Origin of the sequence: Streptomyces sp. NBC_01317 (assembly GCF_035961655.1) — a bacterium.
Taxonomy (GTDB): domain Bacteria; phylum Actinomycetota; class Actinomycetes; order Streptomycetales; family Streptomycetaceae; genus Streptomyces.
Window position 1 is genome coordinate 2,562,924 of the sequence record NZ_CP108393.1, and the last position, 18,417, is coordinate 2,581,340.

The window sequence follows — 18,417 nt, forward strand, 5'->3', positions numbered from 1 at the left end:
AGGCCGCCTGTCGCACCGTCCGGGGCTCCTACCCTACGAGTTCACCCGGCTGCGGCACTCTCAGCCGACGATCGCGACGGGGGCGTCCCAGGCGTTGCGGTCGACGGTGATGGTGTAACCGCCCCGCGTCTCCTTGCTGTTGACCATGTACTGGTGGGCGCGGCTGTGGTTGGTGAAGAGCTTGGGGTCCCAGGGCCAGTCGGTGGTGGTCGTGTACTTGTTGTCCCACAGGGCGTACCAGAGGTTGCCGGGCAGGTCGGTCTTGTTGGTGGCGGTGGCGATGGCCTTGGCGCTGGAGCTGCTGAAGCCGTAGTAGCCGGCGCGGTAGTTCTTGGCGCGCAGGGTCTTGCTGAAGGACCGTACGTAGGTGAGTACGGCGTCGTTGCAGGCCTTGTCGGTGAGGGTGTACGGCTCCATGTCGAGGTAGACGGGGCTGCCGGCCTTCATGCCGAGGGCCGAGGCCTTGGTGACGGCGTCGGTGGCGTTGCTCGCGCCGAGGGAGGCCGCGTTGGCCGCGGTGAACTTCTCGGGGCTCTTGCCGCTCTGGCAGGGCGGCTGGGCGCCCACGTACAGCGGGATGAGCTTCCAGCCGGTGGCGTTGACCGACTTGACCCAGGACGCGGTCAGGTTCGGCTGCGCGCAGCCGCGGTTCTTCCCCCCGACGTAGACCGCGGCGGCTCCGTACAGCCCTCCGTGCCAGGCCTTCATCGCCGCCAGTGACGGCGCCGTGCAGGCGTCGAAGGCCCGCCCGGTGTACGTCTTCTGCGCGGGCAGCGCGCCCGCCGCCATCGACGTCTGCGCCGCGACCCCCGCGCCCCCGGCCGCGACCACACCCGCCACCGCCCAGGCGATGTAGCGGCCTCTCCTGGACAACCTGTGCTTGGACATTCCCCACCCCATTCTGATCTTGAAAGAGCCCTGACCGCCGATGCCCTCACCAGCAGGGGTCATGCGATGCGGCCTCGAGGCACAAGTACACCCGCTCGTAGCCGCACCGGCGGACGCTAGCACCAGCCCGTCACACACTGGACTCCGCTGGGCTTGTTCCTGCGCACTCAACCTCAGACCCCCCGCGCTGTCGACGAGCGTCGGGGCGCTGCCATTGAGAACGACATTTCGCGGTCGGCTCCCAGAACGGCCCCAGCATGTGGTGCGACGGACGCATGATTGTCGGGTTGACACAGCTCTGCGTCCCGAGGCACGCCTCCAATTCCCGGAAGGGCTGCACAACCGCTGCGCGTTTGGCCTCCGATTGGCCACCACACGGCAGTGAATGTCCAGCCGAATGAAATAAAAGCCCAGCTCACGGCCCTGCAGTCGAGCATGTCCACCGACTGCAAACCTCGGACCTACGCATTGCGATGCACAGACCACACGCGCCCGATTAGCCCGAATCCCAAGGCCAAACAAAACCAGAAACCCCAGGTCAGCGGCCCGACCTGGGGTTAGCCTTGGAGCCTCCTGTCGGATTCGAACCGACGACCTACGCATTACAAGACCGTGAGCGTTCGTGTTGTCTGGTGCCGCGCCATGCTGCTGAGTGACGTTCTGCCTGATCAGAGCATGCGCGGCCGGTTGGTCTGTGCTACCCCTTGTTACGTCATCCAAAGGCGTCCGGCCACCAGTTGGCCACCGGGACGGGCACCGCTAGCCACAAGAGCCGAATCACCGGGGCTGTCAGACTCCCACAGACCTTCCTGGGAGCGTCCATCGGAAAGCCTCTGGCCCGTGAGCTAACCTCGCCGTTTCGGTTGGGCTGAAGCGGCGTCGCTGATCACCAGATGTGGGGTGGTCGAGGCGATTTTGTTGCCTGGGCATGGTGGAGTCCCGGCGCGGTGGTCGGGTTCTCCAGGGTCCTTCGGTCGTGGGTGGGTGGGGGCGGCCGGTCAGCCAACTGGTCGGGGCAGTGCGGCGAGGCGGTGGAAGGCCGTGACCAGTTCGTGTCTCCAGGGCCAGGTCGCCGATATCCGCATGCGGAGGCGCCGGCCGCCGCGGGTGAGGCGGGCGGCGACGTGCAGCAGTCGGTAGCGGAGTTTCTTGGGTTCGGCAGCGGCGAGTTCGCCGTCCAGCAGGAGGACGCGGGCCCAGACGAGGAGATCGATTGCCGCGAGGCTGAGTTCGAGCCAGGTGGCGTTGATGGTGAAGTGGCGGGAGGGAAAGCGGCCGAAGCCGGTGCTCTTGCCGCACCGGATGTGGTCTTCGACGGTGGCGTGTCCGCGGTGGCGGACCTCCAGGAACTGCGCGGAGCCGCCGCTGGAGTAAGGGGTGTCGGTAAGGAATACCTGGTGCCGCAGGCCCTCGTCCAGGTCGAACAGCGATAGTTGGGCGCCGGGGTGGGGTCGTTCGCGCCGCACGGTGATGCGGGTGCCGGCCGGGTAGCCGGCAAGGTTGACCATGCCGGTCAGCTCGGCGACCTCGGCGCCGTTGCGCAGCGTCCCGTTCTGGTCCAGGGCGGGATGCCAGAGGTCTTCGGGCAGCGAGCGGATTGCGCGGCGGACCGGCTCGGTGATGGCGTATCCGACCGAGAAACGCAGGTCCAACCCGTGCTCGCGCAAGGTTCGGATGTGGGCCAGGAAGGCTTTCGCGGATCCGGCGCTGTCGGCGCGGACCAGGATTGCGGTGCCGTGCCGGTGAGCGTCGGGGATCTGCGCGAGGGCGTCGCCCAGTACCGCGATGTGATCGGCGGCGGTGTTGGCTCCGGAGTTGCCCGGCCGCAGCCGGCCGGACACGGCCTCGCCGGTGTTCGCGAGAAAACACAGCAGCGGATGGAAGCCGAAACCGCCCTTATAGGTGGGCGCGGCCTGTTCCTTCTCTGAGTGGCAGGTAATCAGCGTGGCATCGAGGTCCAGGACCAGGCCGGGAAGTTCGCGTCCGCCGGCTCGGACAGCGGGTATGCCCTCGCCGGTCTCGGCGGCCTGCATCCAGGCGACTTCCCGGGCCGAAGCGCGAGCCGCTCGCAGCGAAGCGAGCGCAGCTTTGTCGATGTCGGCGAGCAACCGCCAGGCCGTGGGCGTGGAGGCGACCGGGCCGAACACCTCGCCCTGGTCTCGCAGCACGGCCAGATCCCCGATCGCCTCACCGCCGTCGGCGAGCATCACCGCGAGATCGGTGGCGGTCCGGCCCGGATCATGCCCGGTGCCGCGTGGTCGTAGCGGCCTGAGCGCAGTGGAGTACGCGGTGAACAGGCCGGTGGCCTCGGCGAGATCCGCCAGCAAACGTGCCCCGGTGTGCCCGACCACCCCCGAACCGTCTGCGGAGACGTGGAGCTTGGGACGAGAACCGATACCCTGCACGCAGAAAGTGCCTTCCGCTTGGACCGACAGAACCCCTCGACAAGGTTCATCGTTCCAGCTCAGAAGGCACTTTCGTGTTTCCACCCCGCTTCCGGCCTCATCCCAACCGAAACGGCGAGGTTAAGAAGCGCCCCGACAAGCTGACCGGGAAGCGGGAGCGGACCGCGATCTACGGCACCGGGAAGCGCTATCGGGTGAAGGGGATTCCGGGTATCCAGGACCGGTCGTTCCACACGAGCGAGGACGCGAAGCAGTGGCTCGCCACCGCCAAGACGGACTCCAGCCGTGGTGAGTTCGTCGATCCCCGCAAGGGGGAGATCCTTCTCGCCGACTACATCGCCGAGTACTGGTGGGCGGGCCGCTCCGACGAGCCCTCGACGGCGGACCCGATGCGCAGCCGCATCTGGAATCACATCATCCCGTTGATGGGCGACTACGCCCTGCGTGAGATCGACGCCTCCGCTCTACGGACCTTCAAGGCCGGACTGCTCACGAGGGTCGAAGAGTCGACGGCAGAGGTGATCTGGGGACATCTGTCCTCGATCCTCGGCAGTGCCGTCGACGACCAGCGTCTACTGCGCAACCCGATGAAGGTGAAGAACAGCGTCAAGCCCCCACGAGCGATCGACAGCAAGGCCAAGGCGTGGTCACGTGAGGTCGTCAACGCCGTCCGCGCGGGGTTGCAAGACCGCTACCAGATCGCTGTCGATCTCGGCATCGGCCTCGGGCTGCGCCAAGGCGAAGCATTCGGTCTCGCCGAAGAGGACTTCGACTTCGCGGCTGGAGTCGTCCACGTCCGCCGCCAGCTCAGGTGGGACATCAAGGGGCGCCCCTACTTCTCGCTCCCCAAGGGGCGCAAGACCCGTGAGGTCCCCCTGCCGGCCAACCTCGCGCTCCGGGCCCGAGCTCACTTCCGCCGATTCCCGTCGACTTCCTGCACGCTGCCCTGGCGGAACCCGGAGCCCCCCACCACCGCGCTCGAAGAGCGCCAGCGGAAGCCGATCACGGTCGACCTGATCCTCACCTCGTCGCACGGCAACCGCATCTACTACCGCACCTGGAACGACCGCAGCTGGAAGCGTGCGCTCGCCGCCGCCGGGCTGATCAAGCCCGTGGGCGAGAAGGTGCGGCACGACGGCAACCGAATCCGCCGGGTCCCGCGCTATGCCGCCCCACGCGAGGACATGTTCCACGTCCTCCGCCACACTTACGCCAGCGTGCAGCTGGAGGCCGGCGAGTCGGTCGTCAGCCTGTCCAAATGGCTCGGGCACTCGACACCGAAGGTCACGCTCGACCACTACGCCCACTTCATGCCCGGTGCGGGGCAGCGAGGGCTCGCCGCGATGGACGCCTGGCTGCGGGACCCCTCCCGGCCGAAAGTCCCTGAGAAGTCCCTGCGGGCATGGATCGCTCCTCGGATACCCTCGAACATGCAGCTCAAGGGCATAGTGCAGCAGGGGGCCGACATGTCCGTCAAGTACAAGGAAACGGCCCGGGGCGGCCTCGCGGTGAACATCATCGAGTGCTAGGACGAGGCCGCCGGGCGAAACGCGTACGTCTCCTGCGGACGGAGGTCCGACTTCCTACGGACGGAGATCGGACTTCGCCTGGCCGGTCTCCGGGTCGAAGGGGAACGAGACGTGCTGGTGGATCATCGTCCACTCGCCGTCCCTCCGCTGGAACACACGCGTGCCCCGTGACCAGCTTTCCGCCGTCTCCCCGTCGGGCTGCTCCGCCCGCATGCGGTTGAGGCCCCAGGCGACGGCGATGTCCTCCCGGACCAGGACCCTGAGGTCCGGTACGTCCCAGTCGACGGCTCCGGCAGCCGCTTCGAGCCCCCGCTCGCACTCCTCCCGGATGCTGTCCCGGCCGACGTACTGGAGCGGCTCGCTGTGCTCGTACGAGACGACGTCCTCGGCGATGTGGGACATCAGCCCGTCCAGGTCCTTCGCGGCGGTGCCGTCGTACCACCGCTGGTGGACCGCGCGGACCTCCTGCTCGGCCGCGGCGGCGGGTGCGGGTGTGGGCCCGGTGGCGGGGGTGTGGGGGAAGGAGTGGTGTTCGTGGGCCACCACCCACCGGCCCTGTTCCTTGCGCAGCCCGAGGGTGAGCCGCAGACGGCTCCCGGGCTGTTCGGCGAGGTCCTCCGGGGTGCCGCACCGCAGCAGGGCGTGGGCGAAGGCCACCTCGTCCCCGGCGGTGACGTCCAGCGACTCGATCTCGAACGCGGCGCCCTGTGCCAGCCACGCGAAGAACGGCGGCCACGTCTCGCGGTAGGCGTCCCTGCCACGGACACCCTCGTAGGGGGGCGGGACATCGAACATGACGATGTCGTCCGCGTGGTCCGCCAGGACCCCGTCCATATCGCCCCGGCGCACCGCCCCGGCCCACTGCTCGATCAGACCCCGGATCCGCTCTTCGTCCTCGGTCACGGCCACGTTCGCTGTCCTTTCCGGTCGGCGCCGCGTCACGGCGCGTGTGTGCGGGCGTGTGTCGGCCCGGTCGGCCCGCCTGCCGAAGGGCAGACTCCCGGCCGCCACCGAACTCATCTCACAACCGGCTGGCCTTCCCGCACCCCACGCCGTCCGCGTCCCGCATGCGGGTGTCCATCGGAGTGCTGCGGTCGTACGGGTCGGCCTCGGGGCCCTCGCCCTGGCCCGTGACCGCGCGTTCGGCGCGGAACGCGGGGGTGAAGTAGCCGGCAGACGTGTCACAGCCGCCGTTGGCGGAGTCCACCTTGTACGAGACGAGCGAGAACGTGCCCGGCTCGATGTACACCTTCGCCGGGTCGTCCCAGCTCATTACCACCTCGCGGCGCACGATCGTGCGCGCGACCTCGTCGCTGCCGGACGCGGCCCGTACGAGCGGATAGACGTACGTGACGTCGGTCCTGACCTCGACCGCGCCGCGCTCGCCCTCCCGGTACGTGATCAGCCCCCGGGTCTTGACCACGTCACCGGCGAGCCGCACCTTCGTGCTGTCGAAACGGCTGAACAGCAGCAGAGGGCTGTTCTCCCGGGTGGGTGCGGTGAAGGTGGCCGCCAGGTAGTCCTGGACGTCCCGCTGCTGGGGGTTGACCGCCGCGATCGCCTTCGCCGGCCGCTCTCCGCGCAGGACCCCCGGGTCCAGGCTGGACGCGACCAGGAAGGCGCGGCTGCGGTCGAGTGCCCGCGCGACCTCCGCCTTCGTCATCCAGCCGGTCGCCCGTGCCACGGGCAGACCCAGACCCGTCGCCCCGTCGCTCCACAGCCGTGCGGGCGAGCCCCTGAACGGGTCGTCGGCGGTGGGAAGTCCGGGCGCCGCCTCGGTGGGCGGCGGCTGGTCGGGGCGGGCCGTCTCGGCGGCGAGCGGCGCGCTGCCGGTGTCGGGGTCCCCGTTCCCCCACCACCCGGTCAGCCGGCCCGGCAGCAGTGCCACGACCAGCACACCGATCGCGACGAGCAGTCCGAGCACGTACCAGCCCTTGCCCCGGCGCCGCCGGGCCGGTGTGCGGGTCCGCCACCCCGGCGGGGGGCCGGTCTCCGCCGCCAGACGCCGCGTCACCATCCGTGCCCGCGCCGACGGTTCCTCGGGCGCGCCCGGCGTCCCGGCCGCGGCCTCGCGCAGGAACCGCTCCCACTCCTCGTCCGGTATGGACCCCTCACTCATGATGTGCTCCCCGTCCCTTCCCAGGCCCGTCATCGTCCGTGATCATCACACGGCCCACTGACACCGGCCCCGGCGCCGGGAACCCCCGGGTACGCCACGGGGCCCGTGACGTGCACCGTGGCCGGGCGGGACGGCGTGGCATTCGGCGCCCGCACCGTGCCGTCGGTGACACTGATCCGGTGCGCGACCATACGATTTGTCCGCCGGGGGACGTCCGGGCCCGGTGCCCCTCGTGACGTGGAAGCCGTTTCGCCGTGCGCGGGCGCGGCTGTCGGCCGAGATCCGCGACCTGGACGAACCGTCCCCGGCCTGGGGTCTCTGGGCGTGTGTGGTGTCGGTCGTCCTGTCGGTCGGGCTGTTCCTCGCCGACGTGGTCGTCAGCAACGACATCCGGCTCGCCGGCCTGTCAGGACTGGGACTGCTGGCCACCGCCCTGCTCGGCACCCGCCGCCAGGCGCTGATCTCCGCCGCGGCCGTCGCGGCGGTGAGTGTCGCGGAGGCGGTGAACGACCCGCTGGGCCGCCCCGTCCTCGAAGCCCTGTCGCTCGTCACCACCGCGCTCTTCGTGCTCGCCACCCTGCTGATCTCCCGGGTCCGCATCCAGCGGGAGCACCTCCTCGCGGAGACCCGCGCGGTGGCCAACGCCGTACAGAACACGCTGTTGCAGCCCTTCCCGCTGACCGCGGGGCCGCTCACGGCGACCGGGTTCTACCTCGCCGCCCAGCAGGGCGCCCGCGTCGGCGGTGACATCTACGAGGTGGTGGACTCGCCGTACGGGGTACGGATCCTCATCGGCGACGTCCAGGGCCACGGGCTCGCCGCGCTGGGAGCCGCGCACGCCGTCCTCACCGCGTACCGGGAGGCGGCCTTCCACCAGCCGGACGTCGTCCGGCTGACGGAACAGATGGAAAGCGCCCTGCTGCGCTACAACGCGGCCGCCTCGGTCGACGGCGCCGACATGGAACGCTTCGTCACCGCCACGGTCATCCAGGCGGGGGCCGACGGGCGGACGACGACCGTGGTGTGCGGGCACGTGCCCCACTACGTCGTGGCCGGCGGCCGGGTGACGGAGATCGCGATGAGCGAGCCCGGTCTCCCGCTCGGCCTGGGCCCGCTGATCGGCGTACCGCGCACACCGCTCGACTCGACCATCACGGCGGACTGCGTGCTCGTGCTGTGCACGGACGGGGTCACGGAAGCACGTGACCGCCAGGGGGTGTTCTTCCCCCTGACGGACACGTTGCGGGAGCTGGCCGGGCTGCCGCCCGACGAACTGCTGGAGCGCCTGCGCACCGCCCTCGTCCAGCACTCCGAGGGGGAACTGCTCGCCGACGACGCCGCCGTCCTCGTGGTCACGGCGGCCCCCGGGGACGCCGCCGAACGGTGACCCGGCGCCGTCGGCCCGTCAGCCCGTCTCCTCAGCCGGTCGTGGCCTTCGGCGCGGTCAGGTCGTAGAGGGTCGTGCCGTCCACGGTGACCGTCTTGTAGCCTGCCTCGACCCACGCGGTGATCTGCCCGCTGCTGCCTCCGTTCGAGCCCCGGCCCCCGGCGACGAAGTAGTGGATCCTGCCGTCGGCCACGTCCTGCTTGAACTGGGCGAGGGTGGGCGACGGGTCGGTTCCGTTGAAGCCGCCGATGGCCATCACGGGCTGCTGGGTGGCGAGTTGGTAGCCCGCGGCGTTCTGCGAGCCGATGGTGGCGGCGACCCAGGTGTAATCCCCCGCGTTCTTCTTCACCGCCGCCGCGACCTGGTCGCTGACCGCCGTGCCGTTGAGCAGGCCCATCATCCCGGCCGCACCCCCGGCTTCCGCACCGGCGCCGGCCGCGCCGCCGCCTGGCCGGCCCTGCGGAGCCGTACCACCACCGGGCATGGCGCCCCTGGGCTGGCCCTGGCCGCCGCCTTGACCGGCACCTTGGCCTGCTCCCTGGCCGCCGCCTTGTCCGCCTCCTTGGCCACCTCCTTGGCCACCTCCCTGGCCACCTCCCTGGCCGCCGCCCTGCGCCGGCCTGCCCTGCCCCTGCTGTCCGGGTACGGCGCCGGGAGGCGCCTCGCCACCCGCGCCGAACCTGGCGCCACCTCCGCCGCCACGTCCCCCCGCACCGCCGAACCTGACGCCGGACGGACCCGCCGTGATGATCGACCCCGAGTGCGGGGTGCCGACCGTCGTCAGCGTGTACGCGAACGGTCCCGCCAGCGAGGCGGCGATGCCCAGACCGGCCGCCCCCAGGGCGAGTTGACGCCCGAAGCGCCCCACTCCCAGCAGCGCGACCGCCGCGACCGGACCGCCGACGAGCACCGCCCAGCGCAGCCACGGCAGATAGTCCGGGGTCCGGCCGAGCAGGACGTACGACCACACCGCCGTCACCGCCACCGTCACCCCGAGCACCGAGGAGGCGAGGAGATGCGCGCGTTCGCGCCACAGCAGGGCCGCGCCCATGCCGACCAGAGCGGCGAGGTACGGCGCGAGCGCCACGGTGTAGTACTGGTGGAAGATCCCCGCCATGAAGCTGAAGACACCCATGGTGATCAGCAGCGACCCGCCCCACACCAGGAACGCCGAACGGGTCGCGTCCGTACGGGCCGCCCGCCGCGTCACCACCAGGCCGGCGACGAGCAGCAGCAGCGCGGCCGGCAGCAGCCAGGCGATCTGGCTGCCCACCGACTCGCTGAACATCCGGCCGATGCCGGTCCCGCCCGCGCTGTTCCCGCCACCGCCGCCCCCGCCACCGCCCCCGCCGACACTGCCGGCCTCGTCGCCGCTGAGGCGGCCCAGGCCGTTGTAGCCGAAGGTCAGTTCAAGGAAGGAGTTGTCCTGCGAACCACCGATGTACGGACGTGACGAGGCGGGCCACAGCTCGACGACCGCCACCCACCAGCCGCCCGCGACCACCACGGCCAGCCCGGAGAGGGCGAGTTGGCCGCACCTGCGCCGCAGGGACGCCGGCGCGCACACCGCGTACACCAGCGCCAGCGGCGGCAGGATCAGGAACGCCTGGAGCGTCTTCGTCAGGAACGCGAACCCGATCACCACTCCCGCCCACACCAGCCACTTCGTCCGCCCCCGCTCCAGCGCGCGGAGCACGCAGTAGACGGTGGCGGTCATCAGCAACGCCAGCAGCGCGTCCGGGTTGTTGAACTTGAACATGAGCGCGGCGACGGGTGTCAGGGCCAGCACCGCACCCGCGATCAGCCCGGCGGAGGCGCTGAACCGGCGGCGGACAGCCGCGTACAGCACCGCGACCGTGCCGACCCCCATCAACGCCTGGGGCAGCAGGATCTGCCACCCGCCGAGCCCGAGGAGCCGTACGGACAGCGCCATCGGCCACAGCGCGGCCGGGGGCTTGTCGACGGTGATGGAGTTCGCCGCGTCGGACGATCCGAAGAAGAAGGCCTTCCAGCTCTCACTGCCCGCCTGCACGGCGGCGGAGTAGAAGGAGTTGGCGTATCCGGACGCGTTCAGATCCCAGAGGTTGAGCACGAGCGCGGCCAGGAGGACGGCGAACAGGGCCGGCCGTACGGCGGGCGAGTCCTCCGGCCTGCCCCGCCAGAAGCGTCCGAGGGCGCCTCCGGTGGTACGGCGGTGTCCGTCGGCGGCCTCCGCCGGGACTCCGGGGTACACGGTCGTGGTCATCGGGCCGTCCTCGGGTCGTACGGGTCGGGCAGGTCGGACCGGTCCTGCGCGTCGGGCAGTTCGGAGCGGTCACGCGGATCAGGCAGTTCGGAGCGGTCACGCGGGTCGGGCAGGTCCGGGAACACCCACGCCCGCAGCAGCAGGAAGCGCACCACCGTCGCCGCCAGGTTGGCCGCGATCAGCACCGCCAGCTCCGTCGAGTGCGCGGGATCGCCGGAAGCCGCGTCCAGGGCCGCCAGCGACCCGCTCGTCAGCGCCAGCCCGATCGCGAACACCACCAGACCCTGCGCCTGGTGCCGGACCGCGCCGCGCCGCCCCCGTACCCCGAAGGTCAGCCGCCGGTTCGCCGCCGTGTTGACGACCGCCGACACGAGCAGCGCGGCGCCGTTGGCGATCTGCGGTCCGCCGACCGTACGGAAGACGGAGTAGAGCAGCAGATACAGCAGCGTGGACAGCGCCCCGACCACACAGAAACCGACCAGCTGCCGCGCGAGCCCCCGGGGCACACCCGAGATCTGCCGGTCGCGTGGATCGTCGCCGAAGGGCCGGGCGAGCCGGTCCAGCGGCAGCGCGCCCACCGCGAGGGCCCGCCCCACCCGCCAGACACCCCGGAGGTCGGCCACGGCGGTGCTGACGAGGTGCACCCGGCTGTCCGGGTCGTCGACCCAGTCCACGGGCACCTCGTGGATGCGCAGTCCCGCACGCTCGGCGAGGACGAGCATCTCGGTGTCGAAGAACCACCCGCTGTCCTTGACCATCGGCACCAGCCGCTCGGCGACATCGCCGCGGATGGCCTTGAAGCCGCACTGCGCGTCACTGAACCGCGCGGAGAGCGAGGACTTGAGTATCAGGTTGTACGACCGTGAGATGAACTCCCGCTTGGGACCGCGCACGACCCGCGACGACCGGGACAGCCGCGACCCGATCGCCAGGTCCGAGTGCCCGGAGATCAGCGGGGCGACCAGCGGCAGCAGCGCGTTGAGGCCGGTCGACAGGTCCACGTCCATGTAGGCGAGGACGGGCGCGTCCGAGTCGGTCCAGACGGTACGGAGCGCCCGCCCCCGCCCCTTCTCCTCCAGGCGGTACGCGCGCACCTCGGGGATCTCCGCGGCCAGCCGCACTGCCACCTCGGCGGTGCCGTCCGTGGAGGCGTTGTCGGCGACGGTGATGCGGAAGCTGTACGGGAAGGTGGCGGCCAGGTGACCGTGCAGGCGCCGCACACACGGTTCAAGGTCCCGCTCCTCGTTGTGGACGGGGATCGTCACGTCGAGCAGGGGGGCGACGGTCGCGTCGGCCAGGAGATGCTCCCGGGCCGGGAGGGCGCCCCACACAGTGTCGGTTCGCATGCTCCGACACTCGCCGCGGCCGCTGTCACCTCAGTGTGGTGAACCTGTGGGGCGCATATGAGTCCGCCGGGCGGCCGGGATCGGTGGACGGTCGGCGGACTCACCGGACCGGCTCACCGGACCCGCTCACCGGACGCGGGCGATCCCGGAGTAGAGCAGGTCGGTGCCCGTGCTGTCCGCCGGCGCGGGGGTGTCCTTGTACCAGTGGGTGACGAGGCCCGGCTCGATGAGGTCGAGCCCGTCGAAGAACCGCTCGACCTCCGCGCGGGTACGGGGGCGCAGGTTGATGCCGCTGGACCGGTACTCGGAGATCCGGTTCTGCTCCGGGGTGAGGAAGTCCCCGGTCAGGTGGGAGAGGATCAGCACGCTGCCGGGCGCCAGGGCGTCGATCAGGGTACGGGTGATGCCGTACGGGTCGTCCTCGTCCGGCACGAAGTGCATGAGGGCGATCAGGGACAGCGACACCGGGCGCCGGAAGTCGAGCAGCGAGCGGGCGTGATCGAGGATCTCCTCGGGGCGCCGCACGTCGGCCTCGATGTAGTCGGTGAGCCCCTCGGGGGTGCTGATGAGCAGGGCCTCGGCATGCCGCAGCACGATGGGGTCGTTGTCCGTGTAGACGATCCGCGCCCTGGGATCGACCTCCTGGACGACCTGGTGAAGGTTCGGCTCGGTCGGGATGCCCGTACCGATGTCCAGGAACTGGTCGATGCCGCTGCGGGCCACCCAGCCGACCGCCCGGTGCATGAAGGCGCGGTTCTGCCGGGCGCCTTCCTGTGCCTCGGGGGTCAGCTGGCCGGCCAGGGCCTGGTCCACGGCGTAGTTGTCCTTGCCGCCGAGCAGGTAGTCGTAGATACGGGCCGGGTGCGGCTTGCTCGTGTCGACCTGGGACTTCGGCGTACCGGGCGTCATGAAGGGCTCCAAGGGTGTCTGGCCGGGCCACGGGGCTGGGACGTGTGCCGACCTGTCCCCCGCTGCGGACCACCACCGCCCCGACGCATCCTGCCACACCAACGACCGCGCCTCCGGGGCGGGTTGGGGAGGAGAACCTCAGCTCAGGGTCGCGTACACGATGAGGTTGTCCACCGGGTGCCCCTGCGCGTCGAACGCGCCGTCGCAGGTGATCAGCCGCAGCGCCCGCGTGTCGGTGGGGCCGTAGACCTTCCGCGTCGGGAAGGACGTCTTGCCGACCGTCTCGGTGCCGGTGACGGTGAAGTGGGCGGTCGCGCCGCGGGTGTCCCGTACGGCTATGTCCGCGCCCTCGCGGATCTTCTTCAGGTCGTGGAAGACGGCCCGGCCGAGGCGGGTGCTGTTGTGTCCGATGATCACGGCGGCGCCGGGCTCGCCCGGTACGGCTCCGCCCGTGTACCAGCCCGCAGTCATGCCCCGGTCCGCCGGGGGCACCTCGACGGTGCCGTCCTTGTTGAGGCCGAGGGCCATCAGGGAGCTGTCCACACCGAGGGAGGGGATGGTGACGCGGGCGGGGTCGGCGGCGGGCGGCGCGGAGGACTTCGTACCCCCGGGGCTTTCCGGGGAGGAGGAGCCGGCCGGCGGGGAGGCCTGGGCGGCGGCCTCGGTGTCGGAGCCGGAGCCGGAGCCGGAGCCGGACGAGCATCCGGTGGTGAGGAGGGCGAGGACGGCCAGGACGGCGGCCGGGGCGAGGGCGAGGCGGGCAAGCGCGGGGCGGTGGTGCGTGTGTGGTCGCGGGTCCTGCTGCGGACGAGGCATGGAAGTCTCCTGGGCGGTACGGCGCACCGAGGGGCCCCCGCCCGGCCGGACGGAGGCCCCTCGGAAGTCGGTCAGCTGCTGCGGTGGGCGGTGGTGGTGGTACGGCGGCGGAGCACGTACGCGCCCGCTCCCGCGAGCAGGGCGAGACCCGCGGCCGAGCCGGCGAGCGCGGCGGTGTCGCCCCCGCCCGACGCGGGCCGCTCACCGGCCGCCACACCGCCGCGCGGCACCGCCGAGGGGCGGCCCGTGGCCGGTACGGGGGACGGGGCTGCCGACCGGACGGGCTCGGCGGCCTTCGTGGGGTCCTGCGGCGCGGCCCGCTGGGGGCGGGCCGACGCCGCGGCGGCGGACCGGTCGGCCTTCGCCGAGGGCGCGTCGGAGGCGAAGGCGGCGGCGGACGGCGCGAGGACGGCGCAGAGCGTCGCGGCGACCAGCACGACGGAACGCGCGGAGGGACGGTGACTCATGGGAATGGCTCCATTCCAGCGGGAACTCGGTGGAGCCCGGGACCCCGGTGGCCGGGGTCCCGGGCTCGCTCCCAGGCTGGCGTGAAGTGATGAGGAACCTGTCAGGACGCTGTGGTCATCACATCAGCGCGTTCTCAGAGCGTGACCGGCGTCACCTGCGCGCCGGTCGCGCTCTGCGCCAGCCACTGCGTCCAGGTCAGGTTGAAGTCGGCGTAGCCGTTGTCGGCCGCCGCGTTGCCGCGCGGGGAGCCCGTGATCGTGACCGGGTCGCCCTGCTTGACGTAGTCGTAGAACCACTTGGCGTCCGCCAGCGACAGGTGCACGCAGCCGTGCGAGCCGCTGCTGTGACCGGGCCGGGGGTCGCCGGTGGAGTAGTGGAGATACGTGCCGGAGGCGGTGAGCTGGACGTCCCAGGGCAGCGTCAGGTCGTAGAAGTCCGGGTCCTTCTTGTCGCAGGTGATGTGCACGCTGCACGACGTCATACGGACCGTCTTCGCCTTGCCCACCACGGCCATGGTCCCGTCCCAGGAGGGCCAGTCCTTGCTGCCCGCGTCGATGGGGAGCGTACGGACGGTCCTGCCGTCGCGGGTCACCTTCATCGTGTGACCGGAGGCGGAGACGGTGGCCTCCGTGTCGCTGCCGACGGTGAAGCTGTGGTGGTACGCGTGGGTGCCGTAGCGGCCGTGGCCGTCGGTGACGCCGGTCAGCTCGGCGTCCAGGGTCACCTTCGTACCGCTCGGCCAGTACGAGGCGGGCCGCCAGTCGACCCGCTTGTCGCCGAACCAGTGCCAGGCCCCGTTGACCGGGACCGACGTGGTCAGTTTCAGCTGCTTCTCGATCCCGGCGCGGGCGGACGGCGCGACCGGGTCGGTGAAGTTCACCGAGACCGGCATCGCCACGCCGACGGTGGTGCCCGTCCGGGGGGTGATCGTGTCCAGCAGCATCGGCGGTCCGGCCGGCCGGGACGCCGATGCCGCGGGGCTCGCGCTCGGCGTCAGGGCGGCGTGAGTGGCGTGGGTCGCGGTCCGCGCGCCGGCGCCCGAGGCGGCGGCGCCGGTGGCGGAGCCCGAGGCGGAGGCGCTCGCCCCGCAGGCGGTCGCCCCCAGCAGCACCGCGGTGGTGGCCAGCGCGATGCCTATGCCGCCGCTCTTGATCCTGCCCCTGGCGATGCCCCTGCGCGTGCGCGTGCCCATTCCGTACTCCGCTCCGTCATGTGCCGTCATGTGTCCCAGGACCTGACATCCGCCCCCATAGCCGCCCCTCCACCCATAGAGACATGAACCATGGCAAAGCGGTTGCAAGGCGCACGTAAAGCAACGGCCAAAACGGCGGGTGCGGGCCCCTGAGGGCCCGCACCCGCCGTAGGACGATCCGGCGATCCGGTCGGTCAGACGTCCGCGATCGGGGCCCGTCCCTGCTCCTGCTTCTGCGCGACGGGCAGGAACGTGGAGATCACGAACTTGTAGAACGCGGCTCCGACCAGTCCGCCGACGAGCGGGGCGACGATCGGGATCCACCAGTAGAAGTTGCCGTACTGGTCCCGCCAGGCTGTGTCGTAGCCGGTGATGAAGCTCGCGAGACGGGGGCCGAAGTCACGGGCCGGGTTGATCGCGTATCCGGCGTCGGCGCCCCACGCCATGCCGATGGCGACCACGAGCAGACCCGTGATCAGCGCGCCGAGGTTGGCGCCGGGGGGCGTGTTCAGCAGGTCGGTGATGGCGAAGATGACCATCACCAGGAGCGCCGTACCGATGACCTGGTCGCGGAACGCGCCGTACTCACTGACCGGCAGCACCCCGTTGCCGGGGAGGGTGGAGAAGACCGTCTGGGTCTTGAACGTGTGCCCCGGGTCGAACTTCGCCAGGATCTCCGTGTAGTTCCAGCGCACGAGCAGCGCGGCGCAGAACGCGCCCAGCGTCTGGGCGAAGGCGTACGGCGCCACCTTGCGCCACGCGAAGCCGCGGAAGACCGCGAGGGACAGGGTCACCGCGGGGTTGAGATGGGCCCCGCTGACCCGGGCCGCCACGTACACACCGAGCATGACGCCGAAGCCCCACGCCCAGGCGATGCTGTCGTGGTCGCCGAGGTTCGGTGCCTGCACCTGCGCCACCACGCCGCATCCGAACATGATGAGGATGAACGTGCCGGCGAACTCCGCGGCCATCTCCCCGACGAGGGTGTTCCTCAATCCCTTTGCCATGAGCGCCTGCCTCCACCTAGTTCCGAGCCGCGGTCATGACCAAATAAGCATGAAACGGTCATGTCGGCAGGGCGGCGGAGGCATATGAGTGACTGTCGGCCCCAGGACGGCGACGGGGGCGTTCACCCGGGGCACTCGTGCGGGGCGGTCACCCGGGGCGGTCGCGCGTGAGGCCCGGCCGGAGCCGGGCCTCACGTGCGGCGCGGGGTCACTCGCCCTTGCGGGCGGCCCAGAACTCGTCGAAGGTCAGCAGGCCGTCACCGTTGGCGTCATGGGCGTTGATGACGGCCTGAGCCACGGTCTCGGTGACGTGGAAGTCACCGAGCTGCGCCATGGCGCTCTTGTACTCCACGGCCGTGATGAGTCCGTCGCCGTCGGCGTCGAACCGGTCGAATGCCTTACGCGCGTCGTCGATGTCCGCCACTGTGTCCGCCCCTTCGTTCATGCTGTGTTGACGGACCCAGATTATCCGCCCGCACTCACCCGAACGGCGGCAGCCCGGGCGGCGGGGGGCCGCGCGTCCCGGTCAGCCGCGCCAGGGGCGGTAGTGCGGGTTGTCCACGCACTCCGTCATGATCTCGACCTTCTTCTTCTTGTCCACCGGGCACGCGCCGACGATGTGTTCGCGGGCGATGCCCCCGATGAAGGCGACCTCTTCCTGGGACGCCCACTTGTGGGTGTTCCCGATGGTCTTGTTGACGTCGATCCCGCCGGGGGCGTCGACGTAGTAGTTGAAGCCGCTCCTCCACTGCTTGTAGAGGTCGTGGTCGAAGGTGGTGGAGACGTACGGCGAGTCCTGGTTGACGAGCACGTACTTCTCGATGTCGTACTGCCCGTCGAGCGGCGCCTTGGGGTGGAAGCCCTGTTCGAAGACGACGGCGGGCGCGCGGCCGTCGGCGCGGTACAGCTGCCGGCAGTCGGAGCGCCACGCGGGCTCGGGGGTGATCCTGCTCAGGTCGACCCGGCGGTCCGCCGCGGCGAACAGCGGGTCGTAGAGGACGGGACAGGACGCGGGGGCCGCCAGGGCGGCGGGGGCGGCTGCGGTCACGGCCGCGGGAGCGGCGGTACGGGGGGCGGCGGGCGCGGCCTCGGTGACCGAGGCGGGGACCAGTACGGCGGTGACGGACAGGGCGAGGGCGGCGGCCCGGCGCCGCAGACGAGTGGTGATCATGGGGAGCACCCTCCCGCCCGCACGGTGGCCGTAGGGGGACCGTCACCCGTACGGCGGCGTGTCCCTGTCGAACTCCTGCCATCAAATGGCGAGTTGTGGCCAAGGGATGTCACCCGGGTGGCGCAGGGAGAAGAGTGCGAGGGTGACGGAGTGAGTCCGTGGGGGAAGTGTCAGGGGACCTGGCGGTCGGCGACGCGCATCTCGAACCAGGTCGTCTTGCCCCGGGGCAGTAAATCCACGCCCCACCGGTCGGACAGCTTGTCCACCAGGAAGAGGCCGCGCCCGCTGGTGTCCATTTCCTGCACCGGCATCAGACAGGGCAGTCCGCGCGACGGGTCGCGCACCTCGATCCGGATCCAGCCACGGCGACGGACCATGCGTAAACCGAAGACCCGCGCGCCCGTGTGACGCACCGCGTTGCCCACGAGCTCGGAGACGAGCAGCACCGCTTGCTCGGCCGTCTGCGGGGAGAGGGCCCACTGGTGCAGCACCACCGTGTGGGTGATCTTCCGGGCGGCCGAGGCGGACTCCGGGCGGGACGGGAGCCGCACCTCGCCGTCCGTCGGATTGCCGTACAACTCCAGGGCTTTGAGCGCCTGTTCGTCCTCGGCGGCCGGAATCCAACGCGCAGCGGTCGCACTGCCGCGTTGCCGCGGCTGCTCCACACCCTCCAGGCCCGCCATGTCTCCCATCATGGCTGCCCGGAGCCGTCACCGGGGGCGTTCCGGGGGATTCAACCCCCCGGAATGAGTCATTCCAGACAGGGCGTCAGGCATATGCCCAAGGCACCCGACGTCCTCCGACAGCCACCCTGACCTGGGATGACAACCCGCATTCGGATGATCACCAACAGCGATCACGGCATTTTCCTTAAGGCCCTTTTAAGGTTGTGATAAGCCGTGCACGCGGTTGACGGAACAGGGAGACCGAGAGCA

At 70.8% G+C, this 18,417-nt stretch carries 16 protein-coding genes and 1 pseudogene; 2 read left to right on the top strand and 15 right to left on the bottom strand.

Going from position 1 to position 18,417, the window contains the following annotated elements; all coding sequences use genetic code 11:
- Window positions 1–60: 60 nt before the first annotated feature.
- Window positions 61–888 (bottom strand): glycoside hydrolase domain-containing protein, encoded by an 828-nt coding sequence (locus OG349_RS10630; protein ID WP_327234378.1) that lies wholly within the window; start codon window positions 886–888, stop codon window positions 61–63.
- A 998-nt stretch (window positions 889–1,886) separates the two neighbouring features.
- Window positions 1,887–3,323 (bottom strand): IS1380 family transposase, encoded by a 1,437-nt coding sequence (locus OG349_RS10635; RefSeq protein WP_327238519.1) that lies wholly within the window; start codon window positions 3,321–3,323, stop codon window positions 1,887–1,889.
- Between the two features lie 44 nt (window positions 3,324–3,367).
- On the opposite strand from OG349_RS10635, the gene OG349_RS10640 reads away from it, so the two are divergent.
- The gene (locus OG349_RS10640; RefSeq protein ID WP_327234379.1) at window positions 3,368–4,822 is read left to right on the top strand and encodes a tyrosine-type recombinase/integrase; all 1,455 of its coding nucleotides are present in this window, start codon (window positions 3,368–3,370) and stop codon (window positions 4,820–4,822) included.
- Window positions 4,823–4,876: 54 nt separating this feature from the next.
- Here the strand turns inward: OG349_RS10640 and OG349_RS10645 are convergent, their stop codons facing one another.
- From OG349_RS10645 to OG349_RS10655, 3 genes and pseudogenes are all read right to left on the bottom strand, one after another.
- Window positions 4,877–5,365 (bottom strand): YybH family protein, encoded by a 489-nt coding sequence (locus tag OG349_RS10645; protein ID WP_327238520.1) that lies wholly within the window; start codon window positions 5,363–5,365, stop codon window positions 4,877–4,879.
- Window positions 5,339–5,725, bottom strand: a pseudogene (locus OG349_RS10650) (nuclear transport factor 2 family protein); the annotation flags it as partial. The gene OG349_RS10645 and the pseudogene OG349_RS10650, both read right to left, overlap by 27 nt.
- A 118-nt stretch (window positions 5,726–5,843) precedes the next feature.
- Window positions 5,844–6,941, bottom strand: a complete 1,098-nt coding sequence (locus OG349_RS10655; RefSeq protein WP_327234380.1) for a hypothetical protein — start codon at window positions 6,939–6,941, stop codon at window positions 5,844–5,846.
- 232 nt (window positions 6,942–7,173) lie between these two features.
- Between OG349_RS10655 and OG349_RS10660 the strand changes: the two genes are divergently transcribed.
- Entirely contained in the window at window positions 7,174–8,328 is a 1,155-nt protein-coding gene (locus tag OG349_RS10660) for a PP2C family protein-serine/threonine phosphatase (RefSeq protein ID WP_327234381.1), read from the top strand.
- Between the two features lie 31 nt (window positions 8,329–8,359).
- On the opposite strand, the gene OG349_RS10665 is transcribed toward OG349_RS10660, so the two are convergent.
- From OG349_RS10665 to OG349_RS10710, 10 genes are all read right to left on the bottom strand, one after another.
- Window positions 8,360–10,573, bottom strand: a complete 2,214-nt coding sequence (locus tag OG349_RS10665) for a glycosyltransferase family 39 protein (RefSeq protein WP_327234382.1) — start codon at window positions 10,571–10,573, stop codon at window positions 8,360–8,362.
- A complete protein-coding gene (locus OG349_RS10670; RefSeq protein ID WP_327234383.1) occupies window positions 10,570–11,919 on the bottom strand; it encodes a bifunctional glycosyltransferase family 2/GtrA family protein in 1,350 nt (449 codons plus the stop codon). The genes OG349_RS10665 and OG349_RS10670 overlap by 4 nt, the downstream gene beginning before the upstream one ends.
- Before the next feature lie 126 nt (window positions 11,920–12,045).
- Window positions 12,046–12,828: an SAM-dependent methyltransferase gene (locus OG349_RS10675; RefSeq protein ID WP_327234384.1), complete on the bottom strand. Its 783-nt coding sequence runs from the start codon at window positions 12,826–12,828 to the stop codon at window positions 12,046–12,048.
- A gap of 138 nt (window positions 12,829–12,966) precedes the next feature.
- Complete coding sequence (locus tag OG349_RS10680; protein ID WP_327234385.1) at window positions 12,967–13,644, bottom strand: class F sortase; 678 nt, start codon at window positions 13,642–13,644, stop codon at window positions 12,967–12,969.
- Window positions 13,645–13,715: 71 nt separating this feature from the next.
- Window positions 13,716–14,111, bottom strand: coding sequence for an LPXTG cell wall anchor domain-containing protein (locus OG349_RS10685; protein ID WP_327234386.1), 396 nt, complete (start codon window positions 14,109–14,111; stop codon window positions 13,716–13,718).
- Window positions 14,112–14,245: 134 nt separating this feature from the next.
- Entirely contained in the window at window positions 14,246–15,304 is a 1,059-nt protein-coding gene (locus tag OG349_RS10690) for a L,D-transpeptidase (RefSeq protein ID WP_327234387.1), read from the bottom strand.
- A gap of 194 nt (window positions 15,305–15,498) precedes the next feature.
- A complete protein-coding gene (locus OG349_RS10695; protein ID WP_327234388.1) occupies window positions 15,499–16,311 on the bottom strand; it encodes an MIP/aquaporin family protein in 813 nt (270 codons plus the stop codon).
- A gap of 208 nt (window positions 16,312–16,519) precedes the next feature.
- Window positions 16,520–16,735, bottom strand: a complete 216-nt coding sequence (locus OG349_RS10700; RefSeq protein WP_161309364.1) for an EF-hand domain-containing protein — start codon at window positions 16,733–16,735, stop codon at window positions 16,520–16,522.
- Between the two features lie 102 nt (window positions 16,736–16,837).
- The gene (locus OG349_RS10705; RefSeq protein ID WP_327234389.1) at window positions 16,838–17,482 is read right to left on the bottom strand and encodes an ADP-ribosyltransferase; all 645 of its coding nucleotides are present in this window, start codon (window positions 17,480–17,482) and stop codon (window positions 16,838–16,840) included.
- A 170-nt stretch (window positions 17,483–17,652) separates the two neighbouring features.
- The gene (locus tag OG349_RS10710) at window positions 17,653–18,177 is read right to left on the bottom strand and encodes an ATP-binding protein (RefSeq protein ID WP_327234390.1); all 525 of its coding nucleotides are present in this window, start codon (window positions 18,175–18,177) and stop codon (window positions 17,653–17,655) included.
- Window positions 18,178–18,417: the final 240 nt, after the last annotated feature.

Coding starts and splice junctions, on each gene's coding strand:
- OG349_RS10630 (WP_327234378.1), bottom strand. CDS start 888: ATGTCCAAGCACAGGTTGTCCAGGAGAGGCCGCTACATCGCCTGGGCG.
- OG349_RS10655 (WP_327234380.1), bottom strand. CDS start 6,941: ATGAGTGAGGGGTCCATACCGGACGAGGAGTGGGAGCGGTTCCTGCGC.
- OG349_RS10665 (WP_327234382.1), bottom strand. CDS start 10,573: ATGACCACGACCGTGTACCCCGGAGTCCCGGCGGAGGCCGCCGACGGA.
- OG349_RS10670 (WP_327234383.1), bottom strand. CDS start 11,919: ATGCGAACCGACACTGTGTGGGGCGCCCTCCCGGCCCGGGAGCATCTC.
- OG349_RS10675 (WP_327234384.1), bottom strand. CDS start 12,828: ATGACGCCCGGTACGCCGAAGTCCCAGGTCGACACGAGCAAGCCGCAC.
- OG349_RS10680 (WP_327234385.1), bottom strand. CDS start 13,644: ATGCCTCGTCCGCAGCAGGACCCGCGACCACACACGCACCACCGCCCC.
- OG349_RS10685 (WP_327234386.1), bottom strand. CDS start 14,111: ATGAGTCACCGTCCCTCCGCGCGTTCCGTCGTGCTGGTCGCCGCGACG.
- OG349_RS10690 (WP_327234387.1), bottom strand. CDS start 15,304: ATGGGCACGCGCACGCGCAGGGGCATCGCCAGGGGCAGGATCAAGAGC.
- OG349_RS10695 (WP_327234388.1), bottom strand. CDS start 16,311: ATGGCAAAGGGATTGAGGAACACCCTCGTCGGGGAGATGGCCGCGGAG.
- OG349_RS10705 (WP_327234389.1), bottom strand. CDS start 17,482: ATGATCACCACTCGTCTGCGGCGCCGGGCCGCCGCCCTCGCCCTGTCC.
- OG349_RS10710 (WP_327234390.1), bottom strand. CDS start 18,177: ATGATGGGAGACATGGCGGGCCTGGAGGGTGTGGAGCAGCCGCGGCAA.